The organism is Gilliamella sp. Gris3-2 (genome assembly GCF_001690345.1).
GTDB classification, from domain to species: Bacteria; Pseudomonadota; Gammaproteobacteria; order Enterobacterales; family Orbaceae; genus Gilliamella; species Gilliamella bombi.
Window position 1 is genome coordinate 1 of sequence record NZ_LZHB01000049.1, and the last position, 18,850, is coordinate 18,850.

At 34.2% G+C, this 18,850-nt stretch carries 17 protein-coding genes and 3 pseudogenes; 10 read left to right on the forward strand and 10 right to left on the reverse strand.

The features are described from left to right. Window positions 1-371 (forward strand): annotated as a pseudogene (locus A9G32_RS07030) (hypothetical protein); the annotation flags it as partial. Between the two features lie 228 nt (window positions 372-599). On the opposite strand, the pseudogene A9G32_RS07035 reads toward A9G32_RS07030, so the two are convergent. Further along, a pseudogene (locus tag A9G32_RS07035) lies at window positions 600-947 on the reverse strand (DDE-type integrase/transposase/recombinase); the annotation flags it as partial. 377 nt (window positions 948-1,324) lie between these two features. On the opposite strand from A9G32_RS07035, the gene A9G32_RS07040 reads away from it, so the two are divergent. From A9G32_RS07040 to rlmL, 7 genes and pseudogenes are all read left to right on the forward strand, one after another. After that, the gene (locus tag A9G32_RS07040) at window positions 1,325-1,741 is read left to right on the forward strand and encodes a hypothetical protein (RefSeq protein WP_065589504.1); all 417 of its coding nucleotides are present in this window, start codon (window positions 1,325-1,327) and stop codon (window positions 1,739-1,741) included. 166 nt (window positions 1,742-1,907) lie between these two features. Beyond that, a complete protein-coding gene (locus A9G32_RS07045; protein WP_065589503.1) occupies window positions 1,908-2,399 on the forward strand; it encodes a hypothetical protein in 492 nt (163 codons plus the stop codon). Between the two features lie 433 nt (window positions 2,400-2,832). Then, window positions 2,833-4,953: a bifunctional 23S rRNA (guanine(2069)-N(7))-methyltransferase RlmK/23S rRNA (guanine(2445)-N(2))-methyltransferase RlmL gene (gene rlmKL, locus A9G32_RS07050; RefSeq protein WP_065589502.1), complete on the forward strand. Its 2,121-nt coding sequence runs from the start codon at window positions 2,833-2,835 to the stop codon at window positions 4,951-4,953. Between the two features lie 348 nt (window positions 4,954-5,301). Further along, window positions 5,302-7,179, forward strand: coding sequence for a PTS mannitol transporter subunit IICBA (locus A9G32_RS07055; RefSeq protein WP_065589501.1), 1,878 nt, complete (start codon window positions 5,302-5,304; stop codon window positions 7,177-7,179). A gap of 93 nt (window positions 7,180-7,272) precedes the next feature. Then, a complete protein-coding gene (locus tag A9G32_RS07060) occupies window positions 7,273-8,436 on the forward strand; it encodes a mannitol-1-phosphate 5-dehydrogenase (RefSeq protein WP_065589500.1) in 1,164 nt (387 codons plus the stop codon). A gap of 6 nt (window positions 8,437-8,442) precedes the next feature. Beyond that, on the forward strand, window positions 8,443-8,994 hold the full coding sequence (locus A9G32_RS07065) for an MltR family transcriptional regulator (RefSeq protein WP_065589499.1): 552 nt from the start codon (window positions 8,443-8,445) through the stop codon (window positions 8,992-8,994). Between the two features lie 152 nt (window positions 8,995-9,146). Further along, window positions 9,147-9,443: pseudogene (gene rlmL, locus A9G32_RS07070) on the forward strand (bifunctional 23S rRNA (guanine(2069)-N(7))-methyltransferase RlmK/23S rRNA (guanine(2445)-N(2))-methyltransferase RlmL); the annotation flags it as partial. 272 nt (window positions 9,444-9,715) lie between these two features. Here rlmL and A9G32_RS07075 read toward each other — a convergent pair. Next, a complete protein-coding gene (locus tag A9G32_RS07075; protein ID WP_065589497.1) occupies window positions 9,716-10,144 on the reverse strand; it encodes a universal stress protein in 429 nt (142 codons plus the stop codon). Between the two features lie 133 nt (window positions 10,145-10,277). On the opposite strand from A9G32_RS07075, the gene A9G32_RS07080 reads away from it, so the two are divergent. Both A9G32_RS07080 and A9G32_RS07085 read left to right on the forward strand, forming a co-directional pair. Beyond that, a complete protein-coding gene (locus A9G32_RS07080) occupies window positions 10,278-10,682 on the forward strand; it encodes a GNAT family N-acetyltransferase (RefSeq protein ID WP_065589496.1) in 405 nt (134 codons plus the stop codon). Between the two features lies 1 nt (window position 10,683). Further along, window positions 10,684-11,265, forward strand: a complete 582-nt coding sequence (locus tag A9G32_RS07085) for a Maf family protein (RefSeq protein WP_065561311.1) — start codon at window positions 10,684-10,686, stop codon at window positions 11,263-11,265. A gap of 24 nt (window positions 11,266-11,289) precedes the next feature. On the opposite strand, the gene A9G32_RS07090 is transcribed toward A9G32_RS07085, so the two are convergent. From A9G32_RS07090 to A9G32_RS07125, 8 genes are all read right to left on the reverse strand, one after another. Beyond that, window positions 11,290-11,955 (reverse strand): ABC transporter ATP-binding protein, encoded by a 666-nt coding sequence (locus A9G32_RS07090; RefSeq protein WP_065589495.1) that lies wholly within the window; start codon window positions 11,953-11,955, stop codon window positions 11,290-11,292. After that, on the reverse strand, window positions 11,955-13,166 hold the full coding sequence (locus A9G32_RS07095) for an ABC transporter permease (RefSeq protein WP_065589494.1): 1,212 nt from the start codon (window positions 13,164-13,166) through the stop codon (window positions 11,955-11,957). The genes A9G32_RS07090 and A9G32_RS07095 overlap by 1 nt, the downstream gene beginning before the upstream one ends. Before the next feature lie 85 nt (window positions 13,167-13,251). Continuing rightward, entirely contained in the window at window positions 13,252-13,731 is a 480-nt protein-coding gene (locus tag A9G32_RS07100; RefSeq protein ID WP_065589493.1) for a DUF4418 family protein, read from the reverse strand. A gap of 20 nt (window positions 13,732-13,751) precedes the next feature. After that, entirely contained in the window at window positions 13,752-14,411 is a 660-nt protein-coding gene (locus A9G32_RS07105; protein WP_065561315.1) for an ABC transporter ATP-binding protein, read from the reverse strand. A 10-nt stretch (window positions 14,412-14,421) separates the two neighbouring features. Then, window positions 14,422-15,564: an ABC transporter permease gene (locus A9G32_RS07110; protein ID WP_065574908.1), complete on the reverse strand. Its 1,143-nt coding sequence runs from the start codon at window positions 15,562-15,564 to the stop codon at window positions 14,422-14,424. Window positions 15,565-15,581: 17 nt separating this feature from the next. Continuing rightward, a complete protein-coding gene (locus tag A9G32_RS07115) occupies window positions 15,582-16,868 on the reverse strand; it encodes an ABC transporter permease (protein ID WP_065589492.1) in 1,287 nt (428 codons plus the stop codon). Between the two features lie 23 nt (window positions 16,869-16,891). Continuing rightward, window positions 16,892-18,142, reverse strand: coding sequence for a Fe-S-containing protein (locus A9G32_RS07120; protein ID WP_065589491.1), 1,251 nt, complete (start codon window positions 18,140-18,142; stop codon window positions 16,892-16,894). A gap of 96 nt (window positions 18,143-18,238) precedes the next feature. Continuing rightward, window positions 18,239-18,802, reverse strand: a complete 564-nt coding sequence (locus tag A9G32_RS07125) for an iron transporter (protein ID WP_065589490.1) — start codon at window positions 18,800-18,802, stop codon at window positions 18,239-18,241. Window positions 18,803-18,850: the final 48 nt, after the last annotated feature.

Consider the following 18,850-nt stretch of genomic DNA (forward strand, 5'->3'; position numbering starts at 1 on the left):
GTATAGGAAATATGACGGAAGCATATAATCTACCTCCCTTAGATAATTTTTTTAATTTTTTTAATGAATTGAAAAATGTTAAGAAAATAGATTACTATGTTTCTTTATTTATTACCAAATTCCCACAGTTTTATATGGAGGATAAAAAATGGGATTATATCTTATCAATTTTAAATATCAGTCCAAAAGCGAAATCAGAAAGAAATTTTTACATTGAAATAAAAAAGATTTTAAATCGTAATGAATGCATTCCAGACAATTACTTAGATAAATTTATAGCTTCTTTTGAAAAAATGTATAATAAAGCTAAAAATGATTTTTACAAAAATGATTATAAGGAAATACTTTTGAAGTTAAGTAAATTAAAATGAATCTTATAAATTATATATTTATATTGGAATCAGAAAGATGGATAGACCTGTAATTGCTATGATATTTAAGTCTTCAGTTGAAGTCAAAGCTAAAGAAATCAGAATTCCAGGGAAATGTGGCGGCGATAAATGAGAAAATTATATTTCCTAAAATACGGTGATCCTCGCCAAAATATTAGACAGTGCCCGCCTCTATCATTTTTCGTTTTGGTAATATTGTTGTTCATATTATTCAGGTGATACCCAGCCATTGGCTGAATGACGGCGTATCCGATTATAATAGATTTCAATATATTCAAATAGTGCTTTATTAGCCAGTTTCCTCGTTTTGTAGTAATAGTCATGAATAATGTGTGTTTTGAGTGTATGAAAAAAACTTTCAACAACCGCATTATCAAAGCACTTTCCTCTTCGACTCATGCTTTGCCTTAGCCCATATTGTAACAATAATTGCTTGAAATCAGCACTGCAATATTGGCTTCCTTGGTCACTATGAATGAGTACATTTTTAGGAAATTGACGCCGAAATAAGGCTTGTTTTAATGTATTACACACTAAATGGCGGTCTATGTAGTGTGGAATGACCACACCTGTTCAAACAACAAAATTAAGGGGTAGCTATTTGTTAAATTCTACCTCAGGCAAATAGCTTAACAAGGCGTTAGTTTTGTTTTCTTATATATATTCCTTACAGTAGCTTCTCAAATTACTGTAAACAACGCTAGTAAATCCTACAAATAAAGACTATTACACCTTATGATATCAATTTGCATTTAAATTAAGTTTTTATTCAAATAAGCAAGCATCCTAGAAAGAGCTTACCAAATTATGATAGAATCACGTCCCATGATGCAAAATAATGTATTTGTTATAGCAATCATGAAATAAATAGCAAGCAAACAAAACACCATTATCATGAATAAACATGTAATTCCGATCTTGTCGATAATGTAATGAATACTAATAATAGAGTTATTAAATACCATAAAAAAATGAAAATTACTTTAGTAAGTAAAATAGACGAGAATTTAGTAGAGTTCAAATCTGATTTAGGATGTGGTGTTGCGATTTGGGACAATAGTAAATCATTATCAAACACATATTATAATATTGAATTAGAAATCGATGATTTTTTTGAGTGGGGTAAGAATATAACTCTTGAAAAAATACCTGGGTATGGCTTTTATTTAATTAATAACAACATGTTTTTCAAGGCTAAAGTGATATCTTGTGAAGATACAGGTATTTTAGTTTTGTCACTAGGAAGAGATATTATTTTTATAGAAACATCTGGCACATGCGAAATAAACAGCTATGTATCATTTTTTACAACTTCGGATAATGTTATGTTATTCTCGATAGAACTGTAATATTTGAAAATTGGATACTATAAACTAATTCTGCTATCCATTTCTGCATACTTTACCTGACTCAAGCAAAAAATTATGTTGGATGGCAACAAATTTTTCAGACAATATAAAAATCTACGAATGATTTTGAAAAGTTATTTTGTTCCATGCTGTGTAGCAATAAAAAATGAAAGATAAAGACAAATATTCTATAGAATTGCTCCGCTTAAAAGAGTCTGAAAAAAAATTATTTTCTGCTAAATACTACTTCAAAAAATCAAATCTGTATTTTGATCAATTATTATTTGCTCTTAAAATTCTGTCAGAACAAGGAACAGCACTAAGGTTTGTAAGAGATGAAGATTTTGACGACAAAGAGTTAGATAATTTAATTCCTATTGTCATAGAAATATCAATAGGCGGCAATATAGATCATATTCCAATAGCTAGAGATATATTATTCAAATATAGACATAATAATATTGTAAAGAAAACACTACCAAAAATGGTTTTAAAATATCTCGATTCTTCTGATGATTTCATATATAGAAGAATTGCAGAATTGCTATTAGAATTGAATTACAAAGAGTTAAAAAACTCTTTTATTAACAAATGTAAAAAGAGTGAGAATAAAGATATAGTTGAGATATATAACGATTTTTATGAAAAATATAAATGAAGTTATTCTCATAAAGGAAAACCAATGGCAGGGTTAAAGAATTCTAATTGATGCTTTGCAAAAATTTGATAATTCATATTATAGATTTTGAAAAGAAATAACAAACGCAACTGAAACAGGCAATTTTATTAATTATGTGGATATCTGAAAAGCTACTGTAAATACCAAATTTTTAGCACAAAACTCACGTAGAAAATTACACTGCCTGTTATCGTGTTTAAATTCAATAGGCGTCATATTATAAATATCTTGTTGCTTTATTAGATTACATTTTAATTCTTCTACTAAACTAACATTAATTTTCATTACCGCCAAACTTTTCTGATTATTAATAAACTAACCCAATATTCATCTAACTAATATCAGCCTTTATTTCCCACTATTACAATTAGTCGGTATAATGCCAGCAATTTTATTGTTAAGTGGATTATGCATGAAAACGCTATTTGCCAGTACATCTCGCGGGCTTGAAGAGTTATTAAAAAAAGAGTTAGAACAAATTGGTGCAATTAATTGTAAAATTGCACAAGGTGGTGTTTATTTTGATGCCGATGACAAAACGCTATATCAATCATTATTATGGTCGCGTTTGGCATCTCGCATTTTACTACCTATTGCCGAGTTCGACATCTATAGCGATTTGGATCTGTACTCTTGTGTGTTTAATATTAAATGGCCAGATATTTTTGCTGTTGATAACTCTTTCGTGATTAATTTTGTTGGCGTAAACGAATTTATCCGTAATAGTCAATATGGTGCGCTAAAGATCAAAGATGCTATTGTTGATCACTTTTTGCGTCATACTAATGAACGTCCTAATGTAGCAAAACAAGATCCCGATATTCGACTTCATGCTTATTTAAATAAAAACCGTGTCACACTATCTTTAGATCTAAGTGGTAATAGTTTACATGAGCGTGGTTATCGAGAGCAAACAGGGAAAGCCCCACTAAAAGAAAGCCTAGCGGCAGCTATTATTATGCGTTCTGGTTGGAAAATAACTGAGCCATTGCTCGATCCGATGTGTGGTTCAGGTACATTACTAATTGAAGCGGCAATGATCGCATCACAAATCCCACCCGGTTTACATCGTAAACAGTGGGGATTTTTTGCTTGGAAAGGCTTTAACCCGACACTGTGGAACGAATTGCTTTTCACTGCAAAGCATAACGTATCCAAAACAAACACACCATTTATCGGTTATGATAATAATGCGACGGTACTTGAACGAGCTAAACAAAATGCTCTTCAAGCAGGTGTGGGGGATTTAATTACATTTTCGATGCAAGATGTGACACAACTGACCAATCCATTGCCAACTGAAACGGTAGGCATGATCATCAGTAATCCACCTTATGGAGAACGCTTAGAAAGCGAACCTGCGCTTATAGCTTTGCATACGGCACTTGGTCGACAAATCAAACAAAATTTTGGTGGATGGCGTTTATCATTATTTAGCGGTGCACCACAATTGTTAGATTGCTTACAAATGAGAGCAGAAAGACAATTCAAAGCAAAAAATGGCCCTCTTGACTGTATACAAAAAAATTATGTCATTGCTAAGCGTAACACTGAAGAAGCAATCACAAATTTTACTATGCCTGCGGCTGATTTTGCTAACCGATTACGCAAAAATAAACAAAAGTTAGAAAAATGGGCTGCTCAAGAACAACTGGAATGTTATCGACTTTATGATGCAGATTTGCCTGAATACAATGTCGCTATCGATCGTTATAAAGATAAAATAGTGATGCAAGAATACGCAGCACCGAAAAACATCGATCCACAAAAAACTCGCCAACGACTTTTTGATATTATTAACGCCACCATGTCAGTGCTTAAGCTTACCGCCGATCAGTTAGTATTAAAAACAAGAGAAAAGCAAAAAGGCAAACAGCAATACCAAAAGCTAGGACAAAAACAGGACTATTTTTTAGTCCATGAATACCCGATTAATCAGCGCAAAACCGCATTTTGGGTTAATGTGACCGATTATTTAGATACAGGATTGTTTTTAGATCATCGCTTAGCACGAAAAATGATTGGTGAAATGAGTGCAGGAAAAGACTTTCTAAACCTATTTGCCTATACAGGTAGTGCAACGGTTTATGCTGGACTTGGCGGAGCAAAATCAACCACCACGGTCGATATGTCTCGCACCTATTTGGAATGGGCAGATCGTAATTTAAAACAAAATGGTTTAACAGGTAAAAAGCATCGATTAATTCAGGCGGATTGTTTGCTCTATTTATCTCAAGCTGATGAGCAATTCGATTTAATTTTTATCGATCCGCCGACATTTTCAAACTCGAAACGGATGAACGATACCTTTGATGTTCAGCGTGATCACTTAAAATTGATGGCCGATTTAAAACGCTTGTTACGCCCTAATGGAACAATTATCTTTTCGAATAATAAGCGTGGTTTTAAAATGGATAGTATCGGTATGCAAAACCTAGGGGTAACCTATCAAGAAATTACCAATAAAACGCTATCGCTTGATTTTAAACGCAATAAACAAATTCACTGCTGTTTTATTGTAAAACATCAATAAACACAAACCGCCATAAGGCGGTTAATTTATTAAAATTATGACAAAATAAAACATTCAACAAAATTAAACCATTTCAGCTGGGTTTGATTTGCTAAATAATATATAAGCAGTAATCACTAATAATAAAATTCAATCTTGTAAAAAAGTTTCAGGTAACTATACGTTTTAGTATATTTTTCTCTTACCACCTTCCAGAAGAGTGATCTTAATCACAAAAATAAAAAATAGACCCATTTTAACAATGTGATACTCATCACACTTATCAATTTTTTTTAATGAATTGAATAACTAAATCCTTCTACAATAACAGCATGATGATTATACAATCAATAAGGAAAGTTTTATATTATGACAAGTTCAAACATCAAATTAAAAGTTCAAAATTTTGGACGATTTTTAAGTAATATGGTCATGCCAAATATCGGCGCATTTATTGCTTGGGGATTTATTACCGCTATTTTTATTCCAACGGGCTGGTACCCAAACGAAACCATTGCCAAGTTAGTTAGCCCGATGATCACTTACTTATTACCACTGTTGATTGGTTATACTGGCGGTAAATTAGTTCACGGTGAACGAGGCGCCGTTGTCGGTGCAATTACGACAATGGGGGTCATTGTTGGTGCAGATATTCCGATGTTCTTAGGTGCTATGATAGTCGGACCACTTGGTGGCTGGGTAATAAAACAATTTGATAAAACCATAGACGGAAAAGTCAAAAGTGGCTTTGAAATGTTAGTCAATAATTTTTCAGCTGGTATTATTGGCATGCTACTTGCGTTGCTTTCTTTTTTTGCAATTGGACCTTCTGTCGTTGTTGCATCAAGTAAATTAACTCTTGCTGTTAATTTCCTAGTTGAGCATAACTTACTACCTTTAACTTCAATTATTATTGAACCTGCCAAGATTCTTTTCTTAAATAATGCAATTAACCACGGTATATTCTCACCATTAGGTATTCAACAAGCGGCAGAGCATTCTCAATCTATTTTCTTTTTAATCGAAGCAAATCCTGGCCCTGGATTAGGTTTATTACTTGCTTATATGTTGCTTGGTAAAGGTTCTGCAAAAAGTTCAGCCAGTGGTGCAGCAATCATTCATTTCTTTGGGGGAATTCATGAAATTTATTTCCCATATGTATTAATGAACCCTCGCCTTATTATTGCAGTGATTTTAGGTGGAATGACCGGAGTATTTACTTTAACACTATTTGGTGCCGGTTTAAGTTCACCAGCATCGCCAGGATCAATCATCGCCGTTCTTGCGGTCACTCCAAAATCATCAATGTTTGGCGTAATTATTTCTGTCATTGCAGCAACAATGGTTACTTTTATCGTTTCCGCTATTTTATTAAAAACCACCAAAGAAGCAGATAAAAGCCTTGAAGAGGCAAAATCGAATATTTCTGAAATGAAAAATGAATCAAAAGGAATTGTAAATGGTACACTTGATCTTACTAAAGTTAAAAAAATTATAGTGGCTTGTGACGCAGGAATGGGCTCAAGTGCTATGGGCGCAGGAGTATTACGCAAAAAAGTTCAAGATGCAGATTTGGATATTTTTGTCACTAATGTAGCAATTAATAATCTGCCTGATGATGTTGACATTGTTATTACACATAAAGACTTAACCGATCGAGCAAAACAACACGCACCAAATGCACATCATATTTCATTAACTAACTTTTTAGATAGTCAATTATATAGCCAACTCGTGGCGGATCTTTTAAGCTCTCAAGCAAATAATGAAGCAAGTGAAACAGTGCCTATAAGCAATCAATCGACTGATAATATTCCTCTATTTAAATTATCACAACAAAATATCTTTTTAGGGTTAACCGCTAAAAATAAAGAAGAAGCAATTCGTTTTGCAGGGCAAAAATTGGTTGATAATGGTTATGTCACACCAACTTACATTGAAGCAATGCTAGAGCGTGAAAAATTAACATCAACTTATTTAGGAGAATCAATAGCCGTTCCACATGGCACTATTGAATCAAAAGACGATGTTATTAAAACTGGTATCGTATTTTGCCAATACCCTGCTGGGGTTCAATTTGGTGATGAAGAAGATGATAAAGCAAAAATTGTGATTGGTATTGCTGCTCACAATAATGAACATCTTGATGTCATAGCAAAACTGACTAATGCATTAGATGATGAAACTATTATTGCAAAATTAGCAACGACAAATAATATTGAAGAAGTTTTAGCAATACTAAGCTAAGTTAAATTAAGTTAACCTATTTCTATTTCCCGCCTTATACGGGAAATAGAGTGAAATATTTAAAATTAAATTATAAAGTTAAGGATTATTATTATGCAAGCACTACACTTTGGCGCAGGTAACATTGGGCGAGGTTTTATCGGCAAATTACTATCCGATGCTGGTGTACAAGTTACATTTGCGGATGTCAATCAGGAAATTATTGATGCCATCGCCACTCGTCATGAATATCAGGTAAATGTTGTTGGCGAGCAATCTACCACTGAAATAGTTAAAAATGTTGATGGAATTAATAGCACCTCTAATGAAGTGATCGATTATATTGCCAGCGTTGATTTACTCACCACTGCCGTTGGTCCACAAATTTTAGCGCGTATTGCTCCAACGATTGCCCAAGGAATTATTGCAAGACATAATCGAGGTAACAGTAAGCCACTTAATATTATTGCTTGTGAAAACATGGTACGAGGTACCAGCCAATTTAAACAAGAAATCTTTAAAGCGCTACCAGAAGAAATTCAGCAATGGACAAACACCCATATCGGTTTTGTCGATTCTGCGGTGGATCGTATTGTACCACCTGCAACATCAAAAACAGGCGATATACTAGAAGTGACTGTTGAGACTTTCTCGGAATGGATTGTTGATGAAACACAATTTGTAGGCATTATTCCAACCATTAAAGGCATGCAACCCGTTGATAATTTAATGGCTTTTGTGGAACGTAAGTTATTTACACTTAATACTGGTCACGCAATAACTGCTTATTTAGGATTTTATAATGGTATTGGCACAATACGTGATGCAATTCTAGATGAACGTATTCGTTTAATTGTACGCGGAGCCATGGAAGAGAGCGGGTTAGTACTTATCAAACGTTACAATTTTGATGAGCAAAAACACATGGCATATATTGAAAAAATATTATCCCGCTTTGAAAATCCTTATTTACAGGATGATACTGCACGTGTTGGGCGTCAGCCAATTCGTAAATTAGGTGCAGACGATCGTTTAATAAAACCATTACTTGGCACCTTTGAATATCAAGTTAAAAACACTAACTTACTAATTGGAGTTGCTGCTGCGCTTAACTATCGTAATAATGATGATGAGCAAGCAGTTAAACTAAAAAAACTCATTACTGAAAAAGGCGTTAAACAAGCTTTTTGTGAAATCTCTAGTATTGACGTTAATAATTCTATTGTTATGAAGGTTGAAGAAATTTATACTGCAATGCAAGATCATCAATTTGTCTAATTCTCAATGCCAGAATCGATATTACAAGAAGATATAATATTAGAAAAACTCAACCAGCAAGCTGATATTCACAGCTTGCTAAAAGTTGCCATTAAATTAATTAATGATAATGTCAACAAATTGATTCTTAAAGTCTTCCGAAAAGAGCCTCACGCCATTAAATTTGTTATTCCCTCATTGGTGGGTAAAAATGGACCTCTCAATGATACCTCAGTGTGCCTAAAACTGCTTTATGTGTTGGGTATTATTTCTCGTGAGGATTACGAAGATATAGAGCTACTGATTGCTGTTTTGGACGAACTAGAGCTAGACGACAAACAATACACTTATTTAGATGATGAAATTTTAGGTCCTATTAGCTTATTACATGATATGGTATTACCACCAAGCTGGGAATCGCAACACGAAAAAGTAAAACAATCAGGTATTGTCGATACTTTAAAATCTTCCATTTACCAAAATCGCTATCAACAAATGATACGCTCGGCACTCATCATCGCTATCACAGAGTTAACGGTTCGAATCATTAATAAACAAAAGATTGACTATTTTCCATAATAATATTGATTGTATATTTTGTTGATACGTTAAATTTACTCTGCTCGTCACTTATATCTATTTAAAGAAATGATTCGCAATTTAAAAAAAATAATTTAACGAGTAAAAACATCGATTAATTTAGGCGGATTGTTTTGCTCTATTTATCTTAAGCTGATGAACAATTCAATTTAATGTTTATCTTTCCGCCCACATTTTCAAACTCGAAACGCATGAATAATACCTTTGATGTTCAGCGTGATCACTTAAAATTGATGGCCGATTTAAAACGCTTGTTACGCCCTAATGGAACAATTATCTTTTCGAATAATAAGCGTGGTTTTAAAATGGATAGTATCGGTATGCAAAACCTAGGGGTAACCTATCAAGAAATTACCAATAAAACGCTATCGCTTGATTTTAAACGCAATAAACAAATTCACTGCTGTTTTATTGTAAAACATCAATAGACGTAGCTGGAAAACAGCTAGGTAGAGTATTAATTTTATTAATGTTTTTTTAACAACACCAAAAACAAAAAATTAAATAAAATCAATACTCTACCTGAACGATTTTATAGAAATACGAAAAATAAAACAAAATAGCTAATCCATCCGAATATCAATATAGAAATGATCACTGAAGTTTATAACACCCGAAACCTGTAATTCTAAATATTTAAAAAGAATTCATTTGGATATTCACCTAATTTTATTTAATTTTTCAACAAAACTTAATCATCCTACCTAACAACTAACACCGAAGTTTTAGCACCACGAACCACCCCAGAAGCATTAGATCCTAAAAGATGAGTTGAGATATTAGGACGACGTGAGCCTAGAATAATTAAATCGGGTTGAATTTCTTCCGCTAAACGGAGAATCTCATCCCTTGGATTACCAAATGCAATAGAAAAGGATACATTTTCACGCGGTAAATCAATCGAGTCAATAAGTTTATGCAAGTCTTTTTCCGTTTGTACTGTAGCTTTATCCTTAAATTCGTCAAAACCAAATGAGTAAACATTCACAATGGCTGAAGCGACTGGTAATGTATGAAAAAAGATAACTTGGGCATTAGACAGTTTGGCTAAGCACTCTACATGTGGAATGACTTTTTTAGTTAATTCATCTTCAAGCACATCGATAGGAACTAAAATTTTTTTGTACATAACTCCCTCCTTGCTTTGTTATAGATTAGATTATATATTCAGCGAAACTAAAACAGGTTTTACCTAGCTAGTATGATACTAATTTTAAATGTAATCCTTAATTGTTTTTATTCGTTTTATGATGGAGATCAACATGAATTGCATTATTTATCGTTCTGATGTCAAACCGACACTAGAACAAGCCACCACCCTTTATCGTCATTGTTCATTAGGCAAACGTCGTCCACTTACCGATACCTTACGCTTTCAAGCTATGTTAGATAATGCGAATTTGGTGGTAACTGCTTGGCATGATGATAAATTGATTGGCATTGCGCGTTGTTTAACGGATTTTGTTTATATCACCTATTTGGCAGATCTCGCGGTGGATGAAAATTATCAACGACAAGGCATCGGAAAGCAATTAGTTAGAGAAGTAAAAAATAATACAGGCAAATCATGTTCAATTACTCTGCTAGCAGCGCCACAAGCAGTTGATTATTATGGCCATATCGGTTTTAATGCGCATCCTTCAGCTTGGATTTTAAGAGATAATTAAAATGAGAATCATATTAGCATCAACATCTGTATCCCGTAAAAAAGTGCTCGAAAAATTAGCTATCCCTTTTGAATGTGTACCGCCTGTATGCGATGAAACCCCGCTAGTCGGCGAATCAGCTCAGCAATTGGTGGTTCGACTAGCAAAACTTAAAGCCCAATCATTAGCGACGCAGTTTGCTGATAGTTTAATTATTGGCTCTGATCAAGTTGGTGTGTTAGACGGTAATATTGTTTGCAAACCGCATACAATTGATAATGCCCGTAAACAGCTTCGACAAAGCAGCGGTAAAGCTTTCTATTTTTATACTGGTATGACAGTAATTAATACCAAAACACAACAACAAACCACTATTTGCGAACCATTTAAGGTGACTTTTCGGCATTTAACTGATTCAGAAATTGATGCTTACATTAGCAAAGAGAAGCCACTACAATGTGCTGGCAGTTTTAAATGTGATGAACTGGGCATCACCCTGTTTGATAAACTTGAAGGTGATGATATTAATTCATTAGTTGGGTTGCCATTATTAAAACTCAATAAAATTATGATCGAAATGGGTTGTAATCCACTTTTAATATAACAATTCAGTTAATAAATAAACCCATTAATCAATAAATCGTCCAGCTGACATTTTCATAACTTTTTGGCTATAACGGGCAACATCATGATCATGAGTGACAATTAATAACGCTGTACCTTGTTGATGAATTTCAGACAGTAATCGCATGATTTCAGTTGCGCTTTCTTCATCAAGATCACTGGTTGGCTCATCAGCAATAATGATTTGTGGTTTACAAATCAGTGCTCGCAATATCGCAATACGGCGCATTTCACCACCTGACATATGGGCTGGATATGCATCTTGCAAATAGCTTATTTTAGCTTTTTTAAGCAGACTTTTGGCTTCATTTAGGGAATTTTGATTTGCTCGCTTGGTTAAATAAAAAGGCAGTCGAATATTATCAATTACTGTTAAATTAGGCAGTAAACTGCTACCTTGAGGAATATAACCAATATGCTGATTACGAAAGGCGGATACTTGCTGATCATTAAGCTCAAACAAATTTGTATTATTAATAGTGATTTTTCCTTGTGTTGGCGTAAGTAAACCAGCAATCATATTTAGTAAAGTGGTTTTACCACTGCCTGATTTTCCCATAATGCAAATAAAGTCATCTTTTGCCATTGAAAAACTAACATTATTCACAGCTGAAAAGGTTTGTTGCCCTCTTATGTAATCTTTACGTAGATTTTTAACATTCAGTAACATTATTCGCCCTCTCTAAGGGTGCTATAAGTATCAAATTTAGTCATTGATAAGGCACTATAGGAACTTGATAAAGGTCCTATAATTAGCGTAAGAATAAAAACAACAATTGCATATAATAATGCATCAAATAGTGAGATATTTACACACGGCAAACCAATAGATTGGCAGATCAATAAGCTAAATGCATAAAGTAATACCGAGGCGATAACAATGCCACTAATTCCACCTAATGCACTAATAATTAAAGATTCACGAAGCAACATTTTGACTAAATCACGCCGTGAAGCGCCTAATATTCGTAATAAGCTAATTTCACGCTTGCGTTCATTTAAGCTTGAAGAAAATATCACAAAAATCACAATAATAGCTAAAACCCAAAAAATAGCCGATAGGCTATATACAATAGTTGAAAAGCTAGTTAACCATTTTGATATATTACTTAACATACCTTTGGTCATAATAAAATCAATATTATAGTCAATGGCGTATCTGGGCATAATTTGATTAACAATATCTTTAGGTTGATAATCTGAATTGACCTTAATGAAAATCGACGAGGCATAATCAGCAAAATGGTCGACATCCCCTTCAATTAATTTTGCATTTTTCATTAATGATTGGGCTGCCGACATAGTCATAAAGACAGAGGTATCAAATCCCATCCCTGTGCTATCCATTTTAGCAATAATTTTAAAAGGATGATTAAAAAATAAGATTTCATCGCCCACATCAGAACTAATTTTAGAACCAACAACGACTTGATTATCAGTCAATGGCTCTGAAAGTTGTGATTGTAACCAAGGCTTAATTATAAAATCAGTATGCTGTTCAAAACCAATTAATTGGACTTTAGACGAACAACATCCTGCATTTAATGAAGCAATAAATAGCTGAGGTGAAATGGCCTCAATACCTTTGATACCTTTTATTTTATCAATCAAATCTACTTTTAAATAAAAAGTACTCGGTTCACCACGCAATAAGGCAACTTCCATATTTTTTTCGTAACCATTAGGCACAATAAGAATATCAGCACCTAACCTGTTAGCCATGCCTGAAATACCAAGGCTGAGATTTTTCATCAGTATACTTCCACCAAACAGCGTTGCCGAAAAAAGCGTAATGATGATAATCAAACAGCAACTTCTAAACGGTCGCCGCTGAATATTTCGCCATGCTAAATTTGCCATGGTGATCGGTTTTTCGCACATATTGACTTCCCTGCTTGTTGGATTTAAATGTTATACCTATATCTGGTAAAGATAAGTGTGGTCTTTGTTTGCTAACAAAACTCTATCAATTTTTCGTTGTTTTATTTAAGTAATAGATGTTAATAACAGCGGCAATAAATAATAAACCTGATAATAAAACTAAGGCCGGTTTAGATCCCATATTGCATCGCATCATTTCATTACCGCAAACACCAATTAGAATTGTTGGTATAGCCGCTACTAATAAAGAAATACACGCAAGTGCCATACTTAATCCCATTCGCACAAAAGCAGTACGGCTAGTTAGTAGCAATGCACCAATGGCTATCACTAAACAACCAATGCCAATTTCAGCTCTTGCTGTCCAAAAACATTTCATGATTTTTCCTGTGCCACTATGTATATGTCCGTTATGTGCTACCTCGCTACTAGCGTGATTCAATGTATCAATGGGCATGGTTACAACATCTGGAAGAGGACAAACTGGCAATATATATAATGGAAATAAGATAATTAATACTCCAATAATAATAAAGATACTTGATGAAATAAGACGGTTTTTCATATATAACAACCTTCAGTTGATTAATTATCAATTACACGTGCAACCTTGCCGTGCTCCAGTACTACGGTAGTTTGTGCATGTTTTGACACTTCTAGTGAGTGAGTAACTACAATAATGGTACTGCCTTCTTTGTGCAGTTCATGTAATAAATTCATGACCATCGCTTCGTTGCTTTCATCTAAATTACCAGTTGGCTCATCAGCCAAAATCAGTTTTGGATAGTTAATCAATGCTCTAGCAATACAAACACGTTGCTGTTCACCACCTGATAACTGCCTAGGTAAATGTTTAGCTCGAGCAGCAAGCCCAACACGTTCAAGTGCTTGCATAGCCTCTTTTTCGTCAACCATACTATGATAATATTGAGCAAGCATGACGTTTTCTAGTGCGGTTAAATACGATACTAAATGAAATTGTTGAAAGATTAGACCTATCTTATCTCGACGTATTTCGGTTAATTCTGACAAAGAAAGCTGAGTAATATCTTGCCCGTCTAAAATAACTGAACCAAGTGAAGGTTTATCCATACAGCCTATGATATTCATCAAAGTTGTTTTACCACTACCAGAAGGTCCCATAATCGATAACCATTTACCTTCTTCGACTGTTAAATTCACTTCAGAAAGTGCATGAAGAGAACCATAAATTTTAGACACATTTTTTACTTCGAGCATATTCATACTTTATATCCTATTCACCGCGTAATACTAACGCAGGCTCTACTTCAAGAGCTCGTTTTACCGGAATTAAACACGCAATTACCGTTACTATCACTGAGATAATGATAGTGGTTGGGATCAGATAAAACTCAATAATAATTGAACGTCCAAACACATTGGTACTAATAATTTGAGCAAAGATAAGCCCGCATATCGCCCCAATAATGCCACCAATAACACCTAAAACTAATCCTTCAGCTAAAAACTCTTCTGCAATACTTTTATTGTTGGCTCCTATCGCTTTTTTAAGACCAATTTCTTTACGACGCTCCATTACCACTGTCATCATAGTGGTAGCTACACAAATCATGGTAAGAACGAGTACAACAAAAGTAACTAAATAGAGTAACGAGGACAGTTTGCCTAATACAGATGCTTCTGACTTTGTCACCCATTTAATTAAATGAGGTTCTACTGTTGTCATTTGTTTTTTTATTTTTTCAATGTACTGTTTTAATTCTGTTTCCGTGGCGGCAATGCTTACTTCAACAACTTCGGCTTGCTCGCTTTCTTCAAGTAATTCTTCTAAATCGTGCAGATCAACAAAAATAAAGTTATCTTCGGAACGTCCAGTTTTAACAATACCTGTAACGGTGAGTTCTTCATCAAAACGAGAATCTTGTTTAGATTTGCCGGAAATCGGCATAGTGCTACCAATGTTTAATTTAGCAAAGTTAGCAATATCAGTACCAATCATTATTTCATGTGAATTTTGTGGTATTGAACCTTCAATAGACCAATAAGGACTGGTTTTTACAACTTGTTTAAAGTCGGTCCCCACAATAGTATAAGGTTGCTGATTACTACGAATTGAATTATAACGAAATGGGGTAACACCAAGTAATTTATCTTCTGGTAAAAAGGTAACCGCTTTATTAACCTCTGTCATTGCTACCGTTGATTGATTATTGGCAGGTAGTAGTAGAAGATTGGCACCATAAGAACGGAATTCTTGTCCCATTTGCCGTGGTATATCATAACAAAGTGTGATCATACCAAGAAGAACCGTTGCTCCAATAGCAACGCCAAGCAAGGCGATGGCAATGCGAGAACGGCGTCGGATAAGTGAACTTAACACGGTTTTAATTATAAAGCGCCTATTTTTATTGATCATGAGACTTACCTTTCACCTTATCGACCATGTAACACATCAGTTGGACGCAAAAACATCATAATACGCAATGCTGGTAAACTACCTAAAAAGGTAATTAAAATCACCATAATTAGGGCTAAAGGAATAATTATCATCTTAGGCTCAACAAAAGAACCAAACACTGTATGACCAATAATTTGCGCAAAACCAAAACCAATAAAGTAACCAAAAACTCCACCAAGTAAGGCAATAATAAAGATTTCAGTTAATATTAGCATTGCAACAGCTGTATTAGTTGCACCAAGCGCTTTTAATAGGCCAATTTCGGTACTGCGCTCTATAACGTTAGCAGTAACCAAATTCGAAATAGCAAGCGCCGAACAAATCAATGATAAGATAGTTAGTAATAACATTAGTAATTGTGTTTTTTGTAAAATGGAGCCTTCTGACTCAGCAACTTGCATAATAGCTTTCACACGCACATCAGGCATTAACTCTTCTAGCTGGTATGCAATTGAGCTAATATAAGCAGTACAATACCATGTATCCCATTCTGTTCTAGATAAACTGTTTGGATCTTGCGCTGCTTTACGAGCTAATTCGTTTTCTGGAGTGGTTAATGCACTAACCTCAACACGTTCAACTAGTCCTTTTTTATCGGCAAGATCTTGTGCAACTGGTAAAGAGACATAAATTTGCGTATCTTCAGCACCACCACTATGAAAAATATTGTTAATAGTTAATGTAAACTTTTTGTTTGTTTTCGTTGAAATTATATCTATCGTATCGCCTAGCTTTAGATTCCACTGTTTGGCTACAGATTCACCCACCATAGCTCCTTGCAAATTATCATCGGTCATGGTGTTTCCTTCAATTGTCCACCATGATTTCATGGCTAACATGCCCGTATCAACCTGATCACCTGTTGGAATATTAAGATGTTTATTAAACCAAGTACCTACCACCGTAATTGGCTTATCATGAAATGTCGCTTGAGTTGTTAGAAAAGGTGCAAAATCAACAATATTATAAGCCCAAAAAATCATCTTAATTCTAACAAGTTCTTCTTCTTTAATATATTGCACAGCTTGCCCACTATCATTGTTATCAAGCTGGTACATTTCATTAATGACAGCACTACCACGAGGAACGATATTGAGATTAGCACCATAGGCTTTTAGCTCTTGATTCACCTTATCACCTACGTCAAACATTACATTTAGCATAGCAGTAGCAAGCGAAACACCCAATGCAACCGTTAAGGCAATAAGAAAAAGTTTCTTTTTTTGGCGAATTAAAACACTTAATAACATTCTACAAAACATACAATATTCCTTTTAATACGCTTTTATTTGAAACGACTTTTTTCTGCTTCAAGGTTAGCTGGACGAATCACCATATTGCCGTCAATAATTTCGTATTTAAGTGGAACTGGGTTACATCCTCCTGAAAATCCAATCGTTGCAATGTTCATTACTACATCGCACAAAATACAAACGACTTGATCACCGCGTTGGTAGTAACCACTTGCACCACAAATATCGCAAGCATCAAAACCTACACCATAAGCATTATCGCTTTTTTTAATAACAATAAAGCGAACTAAAGTTCCATCTGTTGCCTGATAACCATAACGATGTAAATTACCGTCGTTCACTTTATCGAGAGGGATAACAATTAAGCCATCAGCATTAGTCAATATAGGCTCTGCCGGTGTAAGTTCTACGCCTTTTTCAAAAATGTAACGTGCGCGCGTCACAGTATATGCGGTTATTGCTGTACCAGCCATAATCATTAGGGCAGATCTTCTATCGCTACGTAATTGTGCTTTAAGTTTACGAATTTGAGCAGGGTTATTACCCACTAACGAAGTTGTTTTTGATTTGATATACAAAACATTGGCTAGACAAAGCACAATTGCCATGAAAATAAAGATAAAGAAATTAACATGACCAAGAATAAAAATAATCAACTCCATCATCCATGGTTGGGATGAGATAAAACGCCTAACAATCAAAATTTGTAGAATATTAATACTATTTTGAATAGTGAAAATAATAATTGACAGTGAAGTAATAGCAAAAATAAATTTTGTCGATAATCGTCCACATATACGGAAAGTAAATAGCCCAGTTAACAAGATTATAAGTAAAGCAAATCCATAACCAACCCATTTAAACAAGTAATCATTATTAAAAATAGAGTCCATTCCGACAGAAAATTCGAATGGATAGAGCATTAAATTAGGTAAAGACTGTGCACTTATCAAACCAATACTTAGCACAAATAACATTGTAAAAAAGAATTTACCAGTTCGATTATGGGTGGATTTTTGCAAGCAAATAGCAACAATCAACGGTATAGCAATAATAACCCAAGGTATGATCACTCCAAGATCATAATATTCACGAACAGCAAACCCTGTGTTGCGTTTTAAAATGGCATAAATCAATGCAGCAATAAAGCCCAATACAAAACCAAACAAAATAATTTTTTTAATATGATGAGGCGTGGATCTTATAATTGCAGCGCTCAGTAATGCCATCATCATTGCTGGAACGAAAGTATTATCGGTAATATTGATAAGGTATTGAAGCATATTCATTGCCTAACTATTGCAAATATTATTGGTGAGCATAATGCTCACCAATAACTGATTATTAATTATTTAATATAATTAGTTATTTTAAAATCATTACCATGCGCGTGGAATGTAATCAAAGTCCCAAGAGACTTCGATAGGTTTGCTCCAAAATCGTCCTTCCACACCTGTTTCTTTATCAACATGTAGTAAATAACCTTGTTTTTCTGGATTTTCAATCATAAATGTTACTTTATATTTACCAGCACCATCTAGTTTTATATTATTACCATAGTGAGGACCATCAGATGCATTCATTGGCATAAAGTTACCTTCAATCACTTTATCACTGCCTTGCTTTTGAATTTTATATTTTACAGTTAAGTAAGGAACAAAATCACCTACGCCATAACCTAAGTTATTACCTTCGGCTGCCGAAATATCTGCTTCAATATGCAAGTCTGATTTTGAAGCTGGTAAACCACCCATACCAGCAGGTTCCATATCAACAGGTTGGAAATAAACAGCACCAATATGTAATGGGCCAACAGTAACTTCATCACCAATAGGGAATTCTTCAAAACCTTTTTGTTCACCTGGCGCTGGTGCAGCGGCATGAGCAAATGAAGATAGTGCTAGTATTGAAGCAATACCTGCTGATAAGACTAATTTTTTCATTGAAAACTCCTTCACTTTGTTTTTAAAGACTTTTAATAATTATTTCTA